This is a genomic window from Aeromonas popoffii, from assembly GCF_037818705.1.
GTDB lineage: Bacteria > Pseudomonadota > Gammaproteobacteria > Enterobacterales > Aeromonadaceae > Aeromonas > Aeromonas popoffii.
This window is the reverse complement of record NZ_CP149129.1, coordinates 3,223,722-3,242,003: the sequence shown is the minus strand read 5'-3', so window position 1 is coordinate 3,242,003 and position 18,282 is coordinate 3,223,722. Positions and strand designations below refer to the sequence as shown.

General features: G+C 59.5%; 14 protein-coding genes and 1 tRNA gene. 6 read left to right on the top strand and 9 right to left on the bottom strand.

Annotated elements, in window-relative coordinates:
• Positions 1-340: 340 nt before the first annotated feature.
• Both WJM78_RS14690 and WJM78_RS14685 read right to left on the bottom strand, forming a co-directional pair.
• Positions 341-416, bottom strand: a tRNA-Thr gene (locus tag WJM78_RS14690).
• An 85-nt stretch (positions 417-501) separates the two neighbouring features.
• Positions 502-1,242 carry a phosphatase gene (locus tag WJM78_RS14685; protein WP_339010123.1) on the bottom strand — a complete coding sequence of 247 codons (741 nt, stop codon included), beginning with the start codon at positions 1,240-1,242 and terminating at the stop codon, positions 502-504.
• 466 nt (positions 1,243-1,708) lie between these two features.
• Between WJM78_RS14685 and WJM78_RS14680 the strand changes: the two genes are divergently transcribed.
• The 3 genes from WJM78_RS14680 to WJM78_RS14670 all read left to right on the top strand — a co-directional run bounded on the left by WJM78_RS14680 (position 1,709) and on the right by WJM78_RS14670 (position 5,081).
• Positions 1,709-2,362, top strand: coding sequence for a TetR/AcrR family transcriptional regulator (locus tag WJM78_RS14680; protein WP_042038599.1), 654 nt, complete (start codon positions 1,709-1,711; stop codon positions 2,360-2,362).
• Positions 2,363-2,410: 48 nt separating this feature from the next.
• On the top strand, positions 2,411-4,735 hold the full coding sequence (locus WJM78_RS14675; protein ID WP_339010121.1) for an acyl-CoA dehydrogenase: 2,325 nt from the start codon (positions 2,411-2,413) through the stop codon (positions 4,733-4,735).
• Positions 4,736-4,895: 160 nt separating this feature from the next.
• Positions 4,896-5,081 (top strand): hypothetical protein, encoded by a 186-nt coding sequence (locus WJM78_RS14670; RefSeq protein WP_042038602.1) that lies wholly within the window; start codon positions 4,896-4,898, stop codon positions 5,079-5,081.
• A 66-nt stretch (positions 5,082-5,147) separates the two neighbouring features.
• On the opposite strand, the gene pyk is transcribed toward WJM78_RS14670, so the two are convergent.
• Positions 5,148-6,587: a pyruvate kinase gene (gene pyk, locus WJM78_RS14665; protein ID WP_042038603.1), complete on the bottom strand. Its 1,440-nt coding sequence runs from the start codon at positions 6,585-6,587 to the stop codon at positions 5,148-5,150.
• A 162-nt stretch (positions 6,588-6,749) separates the two neighbouring features.
• On the bottom strand, positions 6,750-7,607 hold the full coding sequence (locus WJM78_RS14660) for a MurR/RpiR family transcriptional regulator (protein ID WP_042038604.1): 858 nt from the start codon (positions 7,605-7,607) through the stop codon (positions 6,750-6,752).
• 346 nt (positions 7,608-7,953) lie between these two features.
• Here WJM78_RS14660 and glk point away from each other — a divergent pair, with 346 nt between their 5' ends.
• Positions 7,954-8,922: a glucokinase gene (glk, locus tag WJM78_RS14655; protein WP_339010119.1), complete on the top strand. Its 969-nt coding sequence runs from the start codon at positions 7,954-7,956 to the stop codon at positions 8,920-8,922.
• Between the two features lie 348 nt (positions 8,923-9,270).
• Here glk and WJM78_RS14650 read toward each other — a convergent pair whose 3' ends face one another.
• The 5 genes from WJM78_RS14650 to WJM78_RS14630 form a co-directional block, all read right to left on the bottom strand.
• Entirely contained in the window at positions 9,271-10,653 is a 1,383-nt protein-coding gene (locus WJM78_RS14650) for an ATP-binding protein (protein WP_339010118.1), read from the bottom strand.
• A complete protein-coding gene (locus WJM78_RS14645) occupies positions 10,653-11,327 on the bottom strand; it encodes a response regulator (RefSeq protein ID WP_042038607.1) in 675 nt (224 codons plus the stop codon). Before WJM78_RS14645 ends, WJM78_RS14650 begins: the two co-directional genes overlap by 1 nt.
• A 127-nt stretch (positions 11,328-11,454) precedes the next feature.
• The gene (locus WJM78_RS14640; RefSeq protein ID WP_339010114.1) at positions 11,455-13,632 is read right to left on the bottom strand and encodes a type I secretion system permease/ATPase; all 2,178 of its coding nucleotides are present in this window, start codon (positions 13,630-13,632) and stop codon (positions 11,455-11,457) included.
• 2 nt (positions 13,633-13,634) lie between these two features.
• Positions 13,635-14,999, bottom strand: coding sequence for an HlyD family type I secretion periplasmic adaptor subunit (locus WJM78_RS14635; RefSeq protein ID WP_339010112.1), 1,365 nt, complete (start codon positions 14,997-14,999; stop codon positions 13,635-13,637).
• Positions 14,996-17,083 carry a type I secretion system permease/ATPase gene (locus WJM78_RS14630; RefSeq protein WP_339010111.1) on the bottom strand — a complete coding sequence of 696 codons (2,088 nt, stop codon included), beginning with the start codon at positions 17,081-17,083 and terminating at the stop codon, positions 14,996-14,998. Before WJM78_RS14630 ends, WJM78_RS14635 begins: the two co-directional genes overlap by 4 nt.
• Positions 17,084-17,458: 375 nt before the next feature.
• On the opposite strand from WJM78_RS14630, the gene WJM78_RS14625 reads away from it, so the two are divergent.
• Together WJM78_RS14625 and rtxC are read left to right on the top strand one after the other, a co-directional pair.
• On the top strand, positions 17,459-17,788 hold the full coding sequence (locus WJM78_RS14625) for a hypothetical protein (protein WP_042038626.1): 330 nt from the start codon (positions 17,459-17,461) through the stop codon (positions 17,786-17,788).
• Between the two features lie 19 nt (positions 17,789-17,807).
• Positions 17,808-18,269: an RTX toxin-activating lysine-acyltransferase RtxC gene (gene rtxC / locus WJM78_RS14620; RefSeq protein WP_181364707.1), complete on the top strand. Its 462-nt coding sequence runs from the start codon at positions 17,808-17,810 to the stop codon at positions 18,267-18,269.
• The last annotated feature ends 13 nt before the right edge of the window (positions 18,270-18,282 follow it).

Here is an 18,282-nt window from a genome sequence, read left to right as displayed (position 1 = left end):
CTGGATCGATGTCCAATGTAATCCATCCGGGTAATATGTCAGCTAACACCTAATGGCATACCAGGAAAAGGAAATAAACGAAAAATCCCAACCTAATCAACAGGTTGGAATTAGTATGTGGCGGAGAGATAGCCCCATCCATGGCTAGTAGCCGCTCAGGCGGTCACCAAGTTTACTCAAAAACACCTATCCCTTTTCTCCTCCCATCGAGAAGCTAAAAAAGAGTTGGATGGACAGTGGTACAAGTCTATCACTTGCTAAATGTGGTACCCCACGTGGTACCCCAATCCAAAATGCACAAATAGTTAGCTTCACTTAGAAGCTAACCCTTTGTTTTATATGGTGCCGATAAGGGGAATCGAACTCCTGACCTTCGCATTACGAATGCGTTGCTCTACCAGCTGAGCTATACCGGCTTGGCTCTAGATTCCCGAAAAAAGTGGGTCAAGTCAATGAGTCCCTCTTCTTTTTATGAATAGGCTCATGGAGTTAGCGTCGGGATCAGAGATCGGCAAACTCCGGGATATGGGCTCTGCCGCGGCTCTCGAGAAAATCGAGCAGGGCGCGTGGGGATCGTGCCAGGATCCTGTCCTGCGGGAAGTTTGCCTCGGTCACTAGCCGATGACAGTGCTCGAAATCCCCCAGGCTGAAAGCCACGTGGGAGTCGGAGCCGAAGGTGAGATAGGCGCCCAGATCCCGCGCTGATTCTACGATGGCGCGGCAGTTTCCTTCGCTACCCGGGCGGGAGTGACTGAAGGAGGAGTTGTTGAGTTCCAGTGCCACTCGGTATTCCGCGGCGGCTTTGACCACGGCCTGGATATCGATGGGGAAGGCGGGGTTGCCCGGGTGGCTTATCATGTCGACCCGACCGCTCTTGATGGCGTTGATCATGGCCTGGGTATGAGTTGCCTGATCGCAGGGGGGAAATACAGGTTCGTGGAAGCCGGCCATGATCATGTCGAGCCGTGATTCGTAACGTTCGGGGAAGTCGATCTCGCCATCAATGTTTTTGATGTTGGCTTCGATGCCACGCAGTATGCCGACCCCGTCGACTATCCGCGGCAGCACATGCAGATTGACGAAGTGCCAGAAGTGGGGAGCATCGGCCATGTCCGGGCCGTGATCCGTGGTGGCAAACAGCTTGATCCCCTTCGCCCTGGCGATGGGCAGATAGTCGTGAATGGTGCTGTAAGCGTGGGTGCTGGCGACGGTATGGGTGTGGGTATCGACCGTATACTTCATCTTCTCTCCCCTTCTGGCGTGAGGCGCCAGCATAGCAAAGGCGGCGGGTCGAGACCACGTTGTGGCTTGTCATACTTTGTCACAAATTGCGTGGGCGTTGACAAAGTTTGAACACGCTTGGCCGCCATGATGGATGAATCGATGCAAGCCTGAACTCGCATCGATGGGTTGGATCCGGATGGTGCAACCTTTTTTTCCCCGCCGTCGCTCCCTGCGACGGTTTTTTTATCCGCGTATCGGCACCAGTGCCAGCAGGGCAAAAAAATGCCCAACTAGCATGGAGCAGGTCGGGCGAGACTTAATACTTAATTACAGTGGCATAGATATAGAGTGTTGTTTGCCCGATAAGTTCCCGCCTTGTTCTCCATTTTTTAGCAAAAACATTCCACTAACACTTGTTCACATTCTCTTGACATAAAAGGTTGTGAAACGTACTTTTTAAACATTCGTTTAAGAGAGGTGTTCTGTGAGTAAAATCGATACCAAAAACCGTATTCTCGATGCCGCCGAGGTGTTGTTTGCCGAACGGGGGTTCGCCGATACCTCTTTGCGTCTGATCACCAGCGAGGCCGATGTCAACCTGGCCTCGGTCAACTACCACTTCGGCTCCAAGAAGGAGCTGATCCAGGCCGTGCTCGACCGTTATCTGAGCCTGTTCATGCCTGAGCTGGATGCGCGCCTGAACACCTTGATGGAGCAGGAGCAGCTGACACTGCTGCAACTCTTTGAGAGCTTTGTCGAGCCGCTGATGAAACTCTCGGCAGTGCGGGCCAACGGTCCGGCCATCTTCATGCAGCTGCTGGGGCGCGGCTATATCGACAGCCAGGGTCACCTACGCCGCTTTATCACCGCCCACTATGGCCCGATCTTGATGCGGATAACCCAGGCGATCTCCAAGGCCAATCCGGCCCTGTCGCCGGCGGATCTCTTCTGGCGCCTGCACTTTACCCTGGGCACGGTCGTGTTCACCATGGCCTCCGCCGATGCGCTACGCGACATCGCCCTGGCCGATTTTGGCCAACAGCTCGATGTGGAAGGGCTGGTGCGCAACGTTATTCCTTATCTGGCGTCCGGAGTCGGGGCGCCCGTGGAGTCGACCAGGCTCTCCCTGGCCGTGTAACAACCAACAATAAATCAACGGAAACAGTGAAATAGAAGGAACTTGAGTATGATCACATTGCTTGTCCTGCTGGTGCTGGCGATTGCCGTTGTGCTCGGCGTACCCTCCATCCGTAAAAAGGTGGTAACCCGTCCGGTGTTCGGCATCTTCAAAAAGATATTGCCGCCCTTGTCAGCTACCGAGCGGGAGGCCATGGAAGCCGGCTCCGTCTGGTGGGATGGCGAGTTGTTTCGCGGTAACCCCGACTGGAAAAAACTGCACGGTTACGGCAAGGCCGAACTGAGCGCCGAAGAGCAGGCCTTCATCGATAATCAGGTCGAAACCCTGCTCGCCATGGTTGATGACTTCAAGATCGTCAACGAAACCAAAGACCTGCCGGAGCCGGTGTGGGACTACCTGAAGAAGGAAGGCTTCTTCTCCCTGATCATTCCGAAATCCTACGGCGGCCGTGAATTCTCGGCGATTGCCAACTCCACCATTGTCACCCGCATCGCCACCAAGAGCCTGAGCGTGGCGGTCACCGTCATGGTGCCCAACTCCCTCGGCCCGGGCGAGCTGCTGATGCACTACGGCACCCAGGCCCAGAAAGATTTCTGGCTGCCTGGGCTGGCCAATGGCAAAGAGGTGCCCTGCTTCGCCCTGACTGGGCCGGAAGCGGGCTCGGATGCGGGCGCCATTCCTGACAAGGGGATCGTCTGCAAAGGGATGCACAAGGGTGAAGAGGTGCTGGGTATTCGCCTCAACTGGAACAAGCGCTACATCACCCTGGCGCCGCGCGCCACCGTGCTGGGACTTGCGTTCAAACTCTATGACCCGGAAAAATTGCTGGGTGACAAGGAAGAGCTCGGCATCACCTGCGCGCTCATCCCCACCAGCCACCCGGGCGTGCGGGTTGGCGATCGCCACTACCCCATGGGTCTGGCGTTCCTGAACGGCCCGACCTTCGGCAAGGATGTGTTCATTCCGCTCGACTGGATCATCGGTGGCCCGGATTACGCCGGTCGCGGCTGGCGCATGCTGGTGGAGTGCCTCTCCGCCGGTCGCGGCATCTCGCTGCCTGCCCTTGGCACCGCCTGTGGTCATATGGCGAGCCGCACCGTGGGCGCTTACTCCTACGTGCGCAAACAGTTCGGCATGTCCATCGGCAAGTTTGAAGGGGTGCAAGAGGCGCTGGCCCGTATCGGCGGCCTCACCTATCAGCTGGAAGGGGCACGTCGCATGACGGCAGGTTCCTTGGACCTCGGTCAGGCTCCTGCGATTGTCACCGCCATCTCCAAGTACCACATGACAGAAATGGCCCGCCAGATCATGGATGACTCCATGGATATCCATGCCGGTCGTGCCATCCAGCTGGGCCCGAAAAACTACACCGGCTACGCCTACATGGGCATTCCGGTCGCCATCACGGTGGAAGGGGCCAACATCCTGACCCGTAACCTGATGATCTTCGGGCAAGGGGCGACCCGCTGCCATCCTTACGTGTTTGCCGAGCTGGAAGCGGCCGCCGACACCGACGTGGAGCGCGGGCTCGAGAAGTTCGACGCCCTGCTGATGAAGCACATCGCCTTCGGCACCGGCAACTTCTTCGGCGCCCTGTTCCAGGGGCTGACCCTGGGTCAGTTCAATAGTGCACCTGTGGCTGGTGAAACCGCCCGCTACTACAAGCAGCTGTCTCGCATGAGTAAAGGGTTGGCGCTCTGTGCCGATGTCTCCATGCTGATGCTAGGTGGGGAGCTCAAGCGCAAGGAGATGATATCCGCCCGTCTTGGCGATGTGCTGAGCCACCTCTATCTGGCTTCCGCCACCCTCAAGCATTACGAGGATCAGGGTCGTATGGTCTCCGATCTGCCGTTCGTGCAGTACGCGGTGGAACGTAACCTCTACCTGATTGGCAAGGCGTTCGAAGGTTTCTTCCAGAACTTCCCGAACAAGGTGGTGGGTGCCGTGCTCAAGCGGGTCGTCTTCCCGCTCGGCGTTGGCTACAAAATGCCGGCAGACGATCGCTGCCACGCCATCTGTCTGGCCATGATGAAGCCGGGCGAGTTCCGCGACCGTCTGACCGCCCTCTGTTATGTCGGCAAGGACGACGCGGATCCGGTCGGTCTGATGGATCGTGCCTTCCTGGCCATGGTGGCGGTACAGCCCTACGAGAAGAAGCTGGTGCAGGCCCAGAAAGAGGGCAAACTGCCCCGCAAGATGGCACTGCCCGAGCTGGTTGCCGCCGCGCTTGCCGGTTCCATCCTGAGCAAGGATGAAGCGGACAAACTGCTGGCCGCCGATGCCTTGCGCTACGAAGCGATTCAGGTAGACAACTTCGCCCCGGGCGAGCTGGAAGGTCTGTCTCAACCGAACCCAGTGGTGCATGCCGCCTGAGTTTATCGCAGTCACGGAACCTCATGAGAAACCGGCCTATTTGGCCGGTTTTTTTGTTTGTTCACCATGCATTTACAACCGCGATGACTTCCACCTCCCAGCCTGGAGGCTGGAAGCAAGGCCAGCGGAATGGCCGATAACAACAACTCAGGGAGAGTGAATGAATCTCGCCAAAACGGCGATAGAGCGACCTGTCTTGGTGGCGGTTTTGATCGTGCTGATTTGTCTGCCGGGCCAGCTCAGCATCCGGGGACTGCCCATTCAGAATGGCAATCCCGCCATCGCGGTCAGAGGGGCAGGTGGGGCAGCCTGCCCCTCTGACAAGGTCGCGCTGTTTCGCGGCTGAAGCGGCCGCTGCACAATGAAAAACGGCTCCCGCGGGAGCCGTTTTGGTTGCAGTCAGATGGGCTAATTACTCGACCATCATCACCTTGCAGGTGTTGGTACTGCCGACGGTTTCCATCTTGTCACCGTGGGTCAGCAACACCATGTCGCCACTTTGCACCAGCCCCTTGTCCTTGAGCACATCCAGCGCCTCGCGGCACACTTCGTAGACCGGCTTGGTCTCGTCGCCGTCGAACAGCACAGGGGTGACGCCGCGGTAGAGGTTGGTCCAGGCCAGGGTCTTGTTGTGCGGTGACATGGCGAAGATCGGCAGGCCGGAGCTGATGCGGGACATCAGCAGCGGTGTGGTGCCGGATTCGGTCAGTGCCACGATTGCCTTGACTCCTTCCAGGTGGTTGGCCGCATACATGGTCGACATGGCGACCGCCTCTTCCACCGAGGTGAAGGTGTAGCTCATGCGGTGGTTGGAGACGTTCAGGCTCGGGTGTTTCTCGGCGCCCACGCAGACACTGGCCATGGAGGTCACTGTCTCGATGGGGAACTGGCCGGCGGCGGTCTCGGCGGAGAGCATCACTGCGTCTGTGCCATCCAGCACGGCGTTGGCCACGTCCATCACTTCCGCACGGGTCGGCAGCGGGGCGTTGATCATGGACTCCATCATCTGGGTCGCTGTGATGACGACGCGGTTCAGACGGCGGGAGTGACGGATCAGCTTCTTCTGTACGCCGACCAGCTCGGGATCGCCGATCTCGACGCCCAGATCGCCACGGGCCACCATGACGGCATCGGAGCCGAGGATAATGTCTTCCATTGCTTCATCGGTGGCGACGGTCTCGGCGCGTTCGACCTTGGCCACTATCTTGGCGTTGGAACCGGCTTCACGAGCCAGTTCGCGGGCGTAGCGCAGGTCATCGCCACAACGGGGGAAGGAGACGGCCAGGTAGTCCACGTTCATCAGGGCGGCTGTCTTGATGTCTTCCTTGTCTTTCTCGGTCAGGGCCGGGGCGGAGAGACCGCCGCCTTTCTTGTTGATGCCCTTGTTGTTGGAGAGGGGGCCCGCCACCGTCACAGTGGTGTGAATGCGGGTGCCTTCGACCAACTCCACCTTCAGCTGCACGCGACCGTCGTCCAGCAGCAGGATATCGCCGGCTATCACGTCATCGGGCAGGCTCTTGTAGTCGATGCCGACCTGTTCCTGACAGCCTTCGCCCTTGCCGAGCGCGGCATCGAGAATGAACTTGTCGCCGATGGCCAGATAGACCTTGCCATCCTTGAAGGTGGAGACGCGGATTTTGGGGCCTTGCAGGTCACCCATGATGGCGACGTGACGACCGAGTCTGGCGGCGATGTCGCGTACCTGCTTGGCGCGCAGTATGTGGTCTTCAGCAGTGCCGTGGGAGAAGTTCATCCGCACCATGTCGGCGCCGGCACGGATGATCCCCTCGAGGATCCCCTCGCGATCGGTCGCCGGACCGAGTGTGGTTACAATCTTTGTACGTCTTGGCATGAAAGACTCCAGTTTGAAGTTGATATGACTTGGGATACTGCCCCGTCAAGCGCATGGCCCATTGCACCCGCTTGCAAGCCATCTGGGTGGCTTTTGTTACTAAATTACAATACTACACCAAGGAAGGTGGCATAGACAGCCGGGGGCCAAGGCCCCCGCCCGTCAGGAAGCGTGGGGGGTATCAAAGCGGGATTCGCGCAAACCTTCTTTGACTTTCTTCAGGTTTTCGCGAAATTTCATGCCACGGCGCAGGGTAAAACCGGTCGCCAGCACGTCTACCAGAGCCAGCTGGGCAATACGCGATGCCATTGGCATGTAGACATCAGTGTCTTCCGGCACGTCCATGGAGAGCACCAGATTGCACTCGCGGGCCAGCGGGGAATCCTTGGCGGTCATGCCGATGACAGTGGCGTCGTTCTCGCGGGCCAGCGCAGCAATTTCCACCAGCGCCTTGGTGCGCCCGGTGTGGGAGATAAGTACCACCACGTCCCCTTCGCTGCTGTTGATGCAGCTCATGCGCATCATGACGATGTCCTCGAAGCTGACCACAGGGATGTTGAAGCGGAAGAATTTGTTCTGGGCATCGCGGGCGACGGCGGAGGAGGCGCCCAGCCCAAAGAAGCTGATCTTCTTGGACTGGGTCAGGATATCGACGCAACGATTGATGGCGGAGATATCCAGGCTGTTCTTGGCGGCATCCAGACAGGCCATGGTGGATTCGAAGATCTTGGCGGTATAGGTCTCTGGCCCGTCTTCTGCCTCCACGTGGCGGTTCACATAAGGGGTGCCGTTGGCCAGGCTCTGGGCCAGATGCAGTTTGAAGTCGGGAAAGCCCTTGGTATCGAGACGGCGGCAGAAACGGTTAACGGTCGGTTCACTGACGTCGGCCATCTTGGCGAGGGTAGCGATACTGGAATGAATGGCCGTCTGCGGGGAGGCCAGAATGACCTCGGCAACTTTACGCTCTGATTTACTGAAACTTTCCAAATTATTAGTAATTTTATCAAGGGTATTCATCATCACCACCAGGCATTTTTGTAATTTAGCTTCAGTGTCTTTGCACTAAACTCACGGCTAAGCAGGTTTCCAATCAACTTGATGACTATACAAGACAAGCTCTTATCGAAACTAATCTTGGCCCTGCAAAGTATGACTCATGTCTAATTATTTCGTCTTTTTGGTTACAAACTTCCACCCTTCCCGTGAAAACGCTTACAAATGTTGCAAAGCAACAACACTGTGAGCGGGCGCACACTTGCATCCATCAATTGCGCCGCGGGGGGAGGGGCTCGGGTAGAATTGTTGCCAAATAATAATTGCGGGACGGTAAGGGCCGCCCCGACCCAAGTAACGAAGGAGTTGTTTTATGCAGCATACCCATGCACTGGTCGGCGACGTAGGCGGCACCAATGCGCGGCTGGCCCTGTGCGAGCTGGCGACTGGTACCATTTCCCGGGCCAAGACCTATTCCGGACTGGCTCACCCCAGTCTCGAGGCCGTAATGCGCCTCTATCTGGATGAGCATCAGGTGCAGGTGAGTCAGGCCTGTATCGCCATCGCCTGTCCCATCAAGGGCGACTGGGTCGCCATGACCAACCACTGCTGGGAATTCTCCATCAGCGAGATGCAGGCAAATCTGGGCCTGACCCGCTTGCAGGTGATCAACGACTTCACCGCCGTCTCCATGGCGGTGCCCGTGCTGGCTGATACCGATCGCCTTCAGCTGGGCGGCGCTGCGCCCGTGGCCGGCAAACCCATCGCCATCTATGGTGCGGGCACTGGCCTGGGGGTTGCCCACCTGGTGCAGGCGGGTGAGCAATGGCTGAGCCTGCCGGGCGAGGGGGGTCACGTGGATTTTGCCACCAACAGCGAAGAAGAGGATGCCGTGCTGCAGGTGATGCGCGCCGAACTGGGTCATGTCTCGGCCGAGCGACTGCTCTCCGGGCCCGGTCTGGTCAACATCTATCGCGGTCTGGTGAAGTCCGATGGCCGCGAGCCAGCAGACTTTGCACCCAAAGACATCACAGAGCGGGCGCTGGCGGGCGAATGCCTGGATTGCCGGCGTACCCTCAGCTTGTTCTGCGTGCTGATGGGCCGTTTCGCCGGCAACCTGGCGCTTAACCTGGGCACCTTTGGCGGTGTCTACATCGCCGGTGGCATAGTGCCGCGTTTCCAGGAGTTCTTTATTGGTTCGGGCTTTCGGGTGGCGTTCGAAGACAAGGGACGTTTCAAGTCCTATCTGAAGGATATTCCCGTTTTCCTCATCACCCACGAGGGGCCGGGTCTGCTCGGTGCCGGTGCCTACCTGCGCCAATCGCTGGGCATCAAGTTGTAAGCCGAAACAGGTGCGGCAGCCAATTGTCCCATGGTACAGCTTTGATTCAGTGACCATGGGATAGAGTAACCACACGTACTCAAGAGGCCAGGGCACCATAAGGAATTGGGACTTGTCTTCATCCACTGGGTGCGTTTGTCACCTGACAAGCCTGAACTGTTTCACCGGCCCTTGCGGCCGGTTTTTTTATCTTTTGATCTCCTCCCTGCTCCCGGATTATCGCTTCCCCTGCGTGATGTGATCTTGCGGATGCCGGGCTGTGCCGGCTGGGGAAAAGGGCGGGATAAAGCACAACGCCTGCGGGCAGGCGTCGTTATTCGTGTCGGCCCTGTCGGGGTTGAGGCAAACTCAGGGTAGATCCAGGGTGAAGCGGGCGCCCCCCAGCGGCGATTCATCCACCATGATCTGACCGCCATAGCTGTGCACTATCTCGGTGACCACGGCCAGACCTATGCCCTGGCCGGGAGAGCTGTCGGCGCGCACGCCGCGCTGGAAGATCTGTTGCGACTTGCTCGGGTCTATGCCCGGGCCATCGTCCTCAATCGCGATCCGCAAGCGGTCGTGGCGGCGGCTCACCGTCACCCGGATTTCGCTGATGGCGAACTTGAAGGCGTTGTCGAGCAGGTTGCCCATCAGCTCCATCAGGTCCCCCTGTTCGCCGGCGAAGAAGACGTCGTCATCGAACGTGAAGCGGGTCTGCAACTTCTTGTGGCGATAGACCTTGGCGAGGCTGGCCAGCAGCTTCTCGATGAGGGGCACAGGTTCCGTGCCCTTGCTGGCGAGGCGCTTGCGGCCGGTGACAGCGCGGCGCAGCTGGTACTGGATGATCTGATCCATGGTCAGGATCTGCTCACTGATGTTGTCATGGATGTCGTGCCCCAACTTGATCTCCTGCGCCGTCATCTGGATCAGCGCCAGCCGGGTTTTCAGGCTGTGGGCCAGATCGTTCAGTGCGTGCTGATAGCGCTGGGTCTGTTGGCGTTCGTTCTCCAGCAGCTGGTTGACTGATTCGGTCAGCGGCGTCAGCTCTCGCTCGTAGTCGTCGGAGAGCGCCTCCCGCTTGCCCGCCCGGATCTCGTCGATCTGGCGCGCCATGGTGCGCAATGAGGTCAGGCTCCAGAAGCTGGTGAGCAGCAGCAGGGCGCCGAGCAGCGAGTAGGCCAGCAGGGCCTGGCGGATGCACTGATAGAGGTAGCTGCGGGTCTGGGTCAGGTAACGCTTGGCCGAGTCGACCATCACCACGTAATAGGTGGTGGGGCCCTCACCGTGATTGCGCAGAAAACGCAGGCTGTAGATGAAGTAGCTCTCGCCATTCTGGATGGTGTGACGCTTGAAGAAGTAGTCCTGATCCAGGCCGCCGAGGTACTTCATCAGATCCTGACAGATGGTGCCCTTGGCGCTGATCACCTCCGGCATGTGCAGGCTGGACCAGCTCAGCTGGCCATCGGCCCGGCAGATCAGGGTATCCAGATTGGGGTCGATGGCATCCGGCGTGATCTTGCCGAGATCCTTGGTGGTATGGAGATCCGGCAGCTTGGATGAGAACAGCTTGGAGAGGTTCTCCTGCATGCGGATGCTGGCCTTCTGGGCCTGCTCCTCGGTGTGGCCCAGATAGAGGATGTAGACGGAGAAGGCCATGATGAGCGCTATGACCAGCATGGCGCTCAGCATCAGCTTGATATGCAGCGAGCGATGGATCAGTCTCATGGGCCGTGGCAGGCGAAGGCGCATCAGCTGCAGGAGAGGTTGAAGATGTAACCCTGGCGCCGGATGGTGGAGATGGGCTGGGTGGTCCCCTCCGGGTCCAGCTTCTTGCGCAGTCGGCTCACCATCACCTCTATGGTGTTGGGGTCCCCTTCACCATCGCCGTAGAGCTGGTCCAGCAGTTGCTGCTTGGAGACCACCTGGCGAGCGTTGCGCATCAGGTATTCGAGGATCAGGTATTCGAAGCTGGTGAGCACGGCCGGCTCACCCGCTATGGTCAGCTCCTTGCGGGAGAGATCCAGCTCATAGTCGCCTGCTTTGACTTTGGGCGAGATGAAGCCAGCGCTGCGCCGCACCAGGGCATTGAGCCGTGCCAGCAGCTCGTCTTTCTGGAACGGCTTGACCAGATAGTCGTCCGCCCCAGCTTCCAGCCCCTCCACCTTGTCCTGCCAGTTGCCACGGGCGGTCAGGATGATGATGGGGAAGGGGATCTGCCGCTCGCGCAGCTGTCTGATGAGTTGCAAGCCGTCCATGTCCGGTAGCCCCAAATCAATGATGGCTACGTCTATGGGGTAATCAGCGGCGTAATGCAGGGCCACCTGGGCACTGTCCGTGCTGTGGACCTGATTCTGGGCCTCGGTCAGCAGGGTGGAGAGGTGGTGATTGAGCAGCTTGTCGTCTTCGACCAACAATATTTTCATAAGGTGCGCGATCATGGGGATCCAGGCTGTCAATTAGAGGGTTTATGCCGGGGAGAGTCAATCCGGATCCTATCAGGAGTGCCTGTATCGGGACTGAATCAGGGCATTTTTATTCGCTGGTTAATCATCAAGGGGTGAGGACCTTTGGGTGCTCCGCCTCTTCCCCGGTCTGCTGGTGCCACAGCCGGGCATAGAGTCCCGGTCGTGCCAGCAGCGCCTCGTGGCTGCCTGACTCCACTATCTGCCCCTTGTCCATCACCAGGATGCGATCGGCATTGCGCAGGGTGTTGAGGCGGTGGGCGATGCTGATCAGGGTGCGGCCCTGGCGAATGGCCGCCATGTTGGCCATGATGGCCGCCTCGGATTCGTAGTCGAGGGCCGAGGTGGCCTCGTCGAGCAGAAGTATCCTGGGGTTGGCCAGCAGGGCGCGGGCCAGGGCGATGCGCTGGCGTTGTCCGCCAGAGAGGCGGGCGCCCTTCTCGCCCACCTGCTGCCCAAAGCCCTCGGGCAGCTCGCGAATAAAGCCGAGCGCGCCGGCCAGCTGCGCCGCCTGCTCCACCTCGGCCTGGCTGGCATCGGGGCGACAGATGCGGATGTTGTCGCCGATCGAGCCACAAAACAGAATGCTCTCCTGCAGCACCACGCTCATGTTGCGGCGCAATGAGACGGGGTCGGCGATGGCGAGATCCATGTTGTCGACCAGCACCTGGCCGTGCTGGGGCACGTAGAGCCGTTGCAGCAGGCGGGTGAGGGTGCTCTTGCCACAGCCGGAAGGGCCCGTGATGCCGATGAACTGCCCGGGCTCGATGGAGAGGGAGAGATTGGCCAGCACCTCGGGGGCATCCGGCTGGTAGCGAAAGCGGATATGGCGAAATTCGATGGCCCCCTCAAGGGCGGGGACAGAGGCAAGACCGCCATTGCCGTGTTCGGGCGTCTCGTCGAGTATGTCCCCCACCCGGCGCAGGGCGATCAGGGTGTGTTGAAAGTCCTGCCACACCTGAGCCAGCCGCAATACCGGCTGGGTGACGTGGCCTGCCAGCATGTTGAAGGCCACCAGCTCACCCGGGCTCAGCCGACCGTTCAGTACCTCGCCAACCCCGAGCCAGAGCAGCAGGGCGGCGGTGATCTTTTGCACCAGATCGATGCCCTGACCCGCGGCAAGCCCCACCTTTCTGGCCTGAAAACCGCGCCGCAGCTGACGTGCCAGCAGACGCTGCCACTCCTGATAAAAACGTGGCTCCGTGGCCGTGGTCTTGATGGTTTCGATGCCGGTGACGGCCTCCGTCAGGAAGCTGGTGGCATCGGCATCTGCCTGATACTCGGCCTCTACCCGCTTGCGCACCAGAGGGCCAATCAGCAGCCACAGCAGAAAATAGACGAGCAAGGAACCGAGCACGCAGCCGGTCAAGACGGGGGCGTAATGGAACATGACGCCGACAAACAACAGGATGAACACCAGATCCAGCACCAGCATCAGGGTGGAGCCGGTGAGGAACTGGCGGATCTGGGCCATCTCCTTGACCCGGGCGATGATCTGGCCGGTCTGGCGCGCCTTGAAATAGTCGATGGGCAGGCCGACCAGATGGCGATAGAGCTTGCCGGACAGCTCGGCGTTGACCTGATTGGCCAGATGGCCGAACACCTGGCCGCGCAGAAAGCTGTAGAGCGGCTCGGCGCAGGCCAGTGCCAGCATGGCCAGGGCCAGCACTTGCAGGCTGCCGAGGCTGCGTCCCACCAGCACCTTGTCGATGATGTTCTCAAACAGCAGCGGGCTGGCGAGGGCAATGAGCTGCAGCACGATGGCGAAGCAGAAGACGTCCCGTACCTGCTTCTGCTGGCGCAGTACCGCCGGGCTGAACCAGCCCAGCCCGAATTTGACCTCGGCCGGGGTGAGATCCTGCTGGGCCAGCAACAGATAGTGCCACTGCGCCGCCTGCGTCGGGCTCGGTAGCGGTTGCAGGCTGCTGGCGCCAGTCGCAGGATCAAACAGCTGCCAGCCGTCCTGTGCTATTGCGGTGATCGTGAACCAGCGCCCCTCCCGCTTGAGCAGAGCCGGCAGTGGCAGTGCCGCCAGCGGGCAACCCGGCCCCTGTGACAGGGCGCTGCGCAGGCCGAGCCGGGCAGCGGCCTCGCGCACCGTCAGGTCTTCTGGCGTCAGATCGCAACCCATGGCGTGGGCCAGTTGCCCGGCATCCGCCGCCATCATCAGCTGATGGGCCGCATGGGCGAGGGCGTCCAGGGCGCCATTGGCGATGGGCGCAGGGTCGTTCACGGGGGCCTCGCAGGCCGGTAAAGCGTGCGTCATGGTCATCGCTCCCGCAGTGCCTCGGCCTGGTATTCACGGATCGGGCTTAGCAGGTAGTCGATCACCCGGCGCCTATCCGTCTTGACCTCTGCCACCACCGACATGCCCGGGGTGAGCCGTACCGGCTGATTGTCTATCTGCATCTCGCCCCGGCTCAGCTTGACCCTGGCGGGAAAGACCAGCCCCAGCTGCTCATCCGTGGTGGCATCGCGCGACACGCTGACCAGCTCGCCATCTATGGTGCCGTAACGGGTATAGGGGAAGGCATCCACCTTGATGCTGACTGTCTGCCCTTGGTGCACGAAGCCGATGTCCTTGTTGAGGATCTTCACCTCGGCGTACTGGACTCCCTCATTGGGGACTATGACCAGCAACTGCTGGGCCGGTTGTACCACGGCGCCCTGGGTGTGAATGGCCAGCTGCTGCACTGTGCCCGCCACCGGGGCGCGAATGACCTCCAGATGCTCCCGCTCGCTCAGCTTGGCGAGCTCCTGCTCGATGGCGGTCAGTTGCAGCTGGGCCTGCTGGCGTTTCTCGATCCACTCCCGCTGTTTCTGCGCCTTGAAACCGGCCAGCCGCTCCTGCAAGCTCTGCTGCTGGGATTGCAGTACTTCGAGCTCGGCCTGTTGCTGGGCGAGCTGGCGCTGGGTTTCCAACAGCTCTTTCTCCTGCTCCAGATATTCCACCCGTGAGATGGCCTGGGACTGGCTCAGGGTCCGGCGCGCTTGCAGGCGGGGCCGGATGTTGGCCAGCAGGGTCGTGAGGGAGGCCATGTCCCCCCGTCGGGCGGCCTGATTGGCCTGATTGACCCCAAGCTCGGCCCGCAGGTTGTTGAGGGTGCTCCGGTACTCGTGCAGCTCGCTCTGGTGGTTCTCCGCCAGCGCTTGCTGCTGCGCCAGGGTGAGTTTGGTGTAGTCGGGGTGCTGGGTGACGGCTTGGTTGCCATAGAGCGCCTGATAACGGATCAGGGTCTGATACTGGAACGCTTGTTGCTCACGCAACCGGCTCAGGTCCTGGCTCACCCCCAGGGTGTTGAGGGTCAGCAGCGGCGCGTTGGCAGCGACCGCCTGGCCGTCTTCCACGTGAATGGTGAGCACCCTGGCCTGTTCGTAGGACTGGATAATCTGGCTGCGGCCAAAGACCAGCAGACGCCCGCTGGCGGTGGCCTGGATATCGAGCTGGCCCCAGCAGGCCCAGAGCAGGGTGAGCAGCACACCGGAGCTCAGGGTGAGCGCCGTGATGCGGGCAAAGGGGGAGGGCGGCGTCTCGGCCAGCGCCAGATGGGCGGGCAGGAAGCCGTAGTGGGCCCCCTGCTGCCGGGCCGGACCGGGTTGGCGCAAGCGGCTCAGCCAGGTGCGCAGATTCATGGGGTCTCCTCGTGCAAGTCCTGTTGTAGCTGCCACAGCCTGGCGTAGTGCTGCCCCAGTGCCAGCAGGCTGGCGTGGTCGCCCTGCTCCACTATCTTGCCGCGCTGCAATACCAGGATGTGGTCGCAATGGCGCACGGTGGAGAGGCGGTGGGCAATGGTGATGACGGTGCGGCCGCTGGCGATGTGGCGCATGTTGTGCTGGATCCGCGCCTGGGACTCGTCATCCAGGGCGCTGGTGGCCTCGTCGAAGATGAGGATCCTGGGGTCTGCCAGCAGGGTACGGGCAATGGCCAGCCGTTGGCGTTGACCGCCCGACAGCGAACTGCCCCCTTCCGCCAGCACGGTGTCGTAGCCAAGGGGCAGTCGCAAAATAAACTCATGGGCGCCTGCCAGGGTTGCGGCCCGTATGATGTCGTCCAGGCTGGCGTGGGGCACCGACTGGGCTATGTTGTCGCGCACCGACTTGTTGAACAGGTGGTTTTCCTGCAACACCACCCCCATCTGCTGGCGCAGGTGGGCAAGGGGGATCTGCTGGATGGGCTGGCCATCGATGAGGATTTGCCCCTGCTCCGGCTGATAGAGCCGTAGCAGCAGACGGGCCAGGGTGCTCTTGCCCGAACCCGAGCCGCCGACAATGCCCAGCGTCTCGCCAGGGGCGATGGCGAGGGAGAGATCGTCGATGGTGAGGGGGGTATCCGGTTGATAGCGAAAATGCACCCGCTCCAGCACTATGGCGCCTGCGTGGATGCGGCCATCCCCATCGCGCTGATGTTCCGGGGGGAGGTTGAGCATGTCACCGAGTTTGTCTACCGCGATCCGGGTCTGGATGAACTGACCCCACAGCTCGACCAGACGCGATAGCGGCTGTGCCACGTGGCTGGCCATCATGTTGAAGGCGATGAGCTGGCCTATGGTGAGTTGCAGCCCGATCACCTCGCTGGCACCGAGCCAGAGCACGCCGACTGTCACCAATTTTTGCAGCCACATGACCCCGTGCTGGGAGGCATTGTTGAGTTGCTGTACCCGGTAGCCAGCCTCCACCATCTGGCGGGTCTGCTCATCCCAGCGCCGCACGAAACGCGGTTCCAGTGCCAGGCTTTTCAGGGTCTCGGCCCCGGCGACCGTCTCGTTCAAGAAGGCGGTGTTGGTGGCCGCATGGCCAAACTGCTGCTCGACCGCCTGCTGCATGCGCGGCGTGATCCACCAGGCGATCAGCACATAGGCAGGTACCGAGAGCAGGATCACCAGGGTCAGCATGCCGGAGAGACTGGCCATGACGGCCAGGAAGACAAACATGAACAGCACGTCCACCGTCAGGGTGAACAGGGTGCCGGTCAGGAATTCGCGGATGGTGTTGAGCTCCTGCACCCGGGTCACAATGGCGCCCACCTGGCGACGCTTGAAATAGAGCAGCGGCAGGGCAAACAGGTGTTGCACCATGCGCAGACCGAGTTGGATATCGATCCGGTTGGCGGTGTGGGCATACTGATATTCCCGCAATCCGCGCAGGCAGACCTCCACCAGGGCCGTGATCAGCAGCCCGAACACCAGCACATCCAGGGTTGCCCAGGCCTGGTGCACCAGCACCTTGTCCATCACCACCTGAAAGAAGAGCGGGGAGATGAGCGCCAGGATCTGCAACACCAGCGAGAACAGCAATATCTCGCCGAGCAGGCGTTTTTGCTGCAAGAAGGCGGGGATGAACCAGCGGATGTCGAAGCGTCCCTGCCGTTTGCCGACCTCGAGCAGGCGGCCACCCCAGCGTGCCAGCAGGGCGTCTTGTGCTATGACTTGCGGCTTGCCGACTGCCGGATCCAGGATCAGCGCCTGTCCACCCTGGCGCTGGGCCAGCACAAACGCCTCGCCAGAGGGGCTCAGCAGTACCACCGGCAGGGTCAGTTTATCGAGTTTGCGAGGGGGGATATGACGCTGACGAATGCGGACCCCTGTCTGTTGTTGCAGCGTATCGACAATATTGTCAAAGGTATCGTCTGGCGTGGGTGCTATATCTTTAGAGGGACAACCCTGTATCCCGATAATAATATTGAGACACGCTAAAACAGACTCTTCGCTCGCCGTCATAATATATCCGTATGCCGCTGTGACACCCCTCCTGTTTATATGGGGTAAGGTGGCCTGTTGCAGGCAGGTCGCGCATACTAACGAGTCATTTTTTCACTGTCAAATATTATCTTGACTGATAGCCTGCATGATAAAAATGGCCACACCCACTCAGCTAATAACTCATTACATAATACCAAGACATTAACCTTAATGATTGAGTTGATATTTGTGTTGACATTTTAATTCTGTTTTCAGGTCATTGTTTAATTGAACCTGAGAATGATTTCAAATATGGTAAATATAGTGAAAAGCAAAATGTTAACCTCGTGTTATTTTACATGGGGACATTCTTTTCTTTTTTTTGTCGTTATGTTTATTGATAATGGAATTTATATGACAGAGCAGTTTGTACAGACAGTATCCAGCGTCAACTATAACAAGGGGATCTTCTCGCTCTATTTCGTCGGACAAGATCCGCTGAAGATGGCGCAAGGTGTCATGGCTGAAAGCGACAACGAGCTGATGCTGAAACAGACGGTCCATATGCCTGCAGCTGGCTTTATGTATATGGTTTCAATGATAAAAAATATGCTTGAAGATCCGCGCATGGCCGCCGAGTTTGACAATTTGATCGCCGCAGGCCTGATCCCGTCAGCCCCCGCTGACGAGCCGCAAGCCGCACCGGCTGCCACAGCACAGGCCGCGCCGCGCAAGAAAAAATAATGTTCCGGTTGGGGATCCAATGAGCTTGGTATTGCAATCAACGGAACCGAACTGGCAACAAAATCAACATATGTTGGGGGGAGTTATGCTGCTGAGTCAGCACTCCTCCCTGCACCGGCGTTATTCCGTCGCCGAGTGGCAGCAGCGAATATTGCCTGCCTTTGAATTGAACCAGTTCAGCTATTATGAAGACGCACAAGGACGCCCGGTTGCATTTTGCAACTGGGCGTTTGTCTCTTTATCCATTCGTGACACCTTGCTGGCCGCCGAGCGGGAGCTGATCCGTGAGGATTGGCAATCCGGCAACCATATTTTTATTCCAGAGATGATAGCGCCTTACGGACATGCCCGTGCCGTGGTGAGCGATCTGCGTCGCCGGATATTTTTGCCATGGAAAGGGCAGCGGGTCTGTACCGTGCGTGGTCATGTTCATGCCGAACGTGGTCATTGTGTGCGCAGGGTGCAGTGGTTTTCCATTTAATCATAATGAGTTA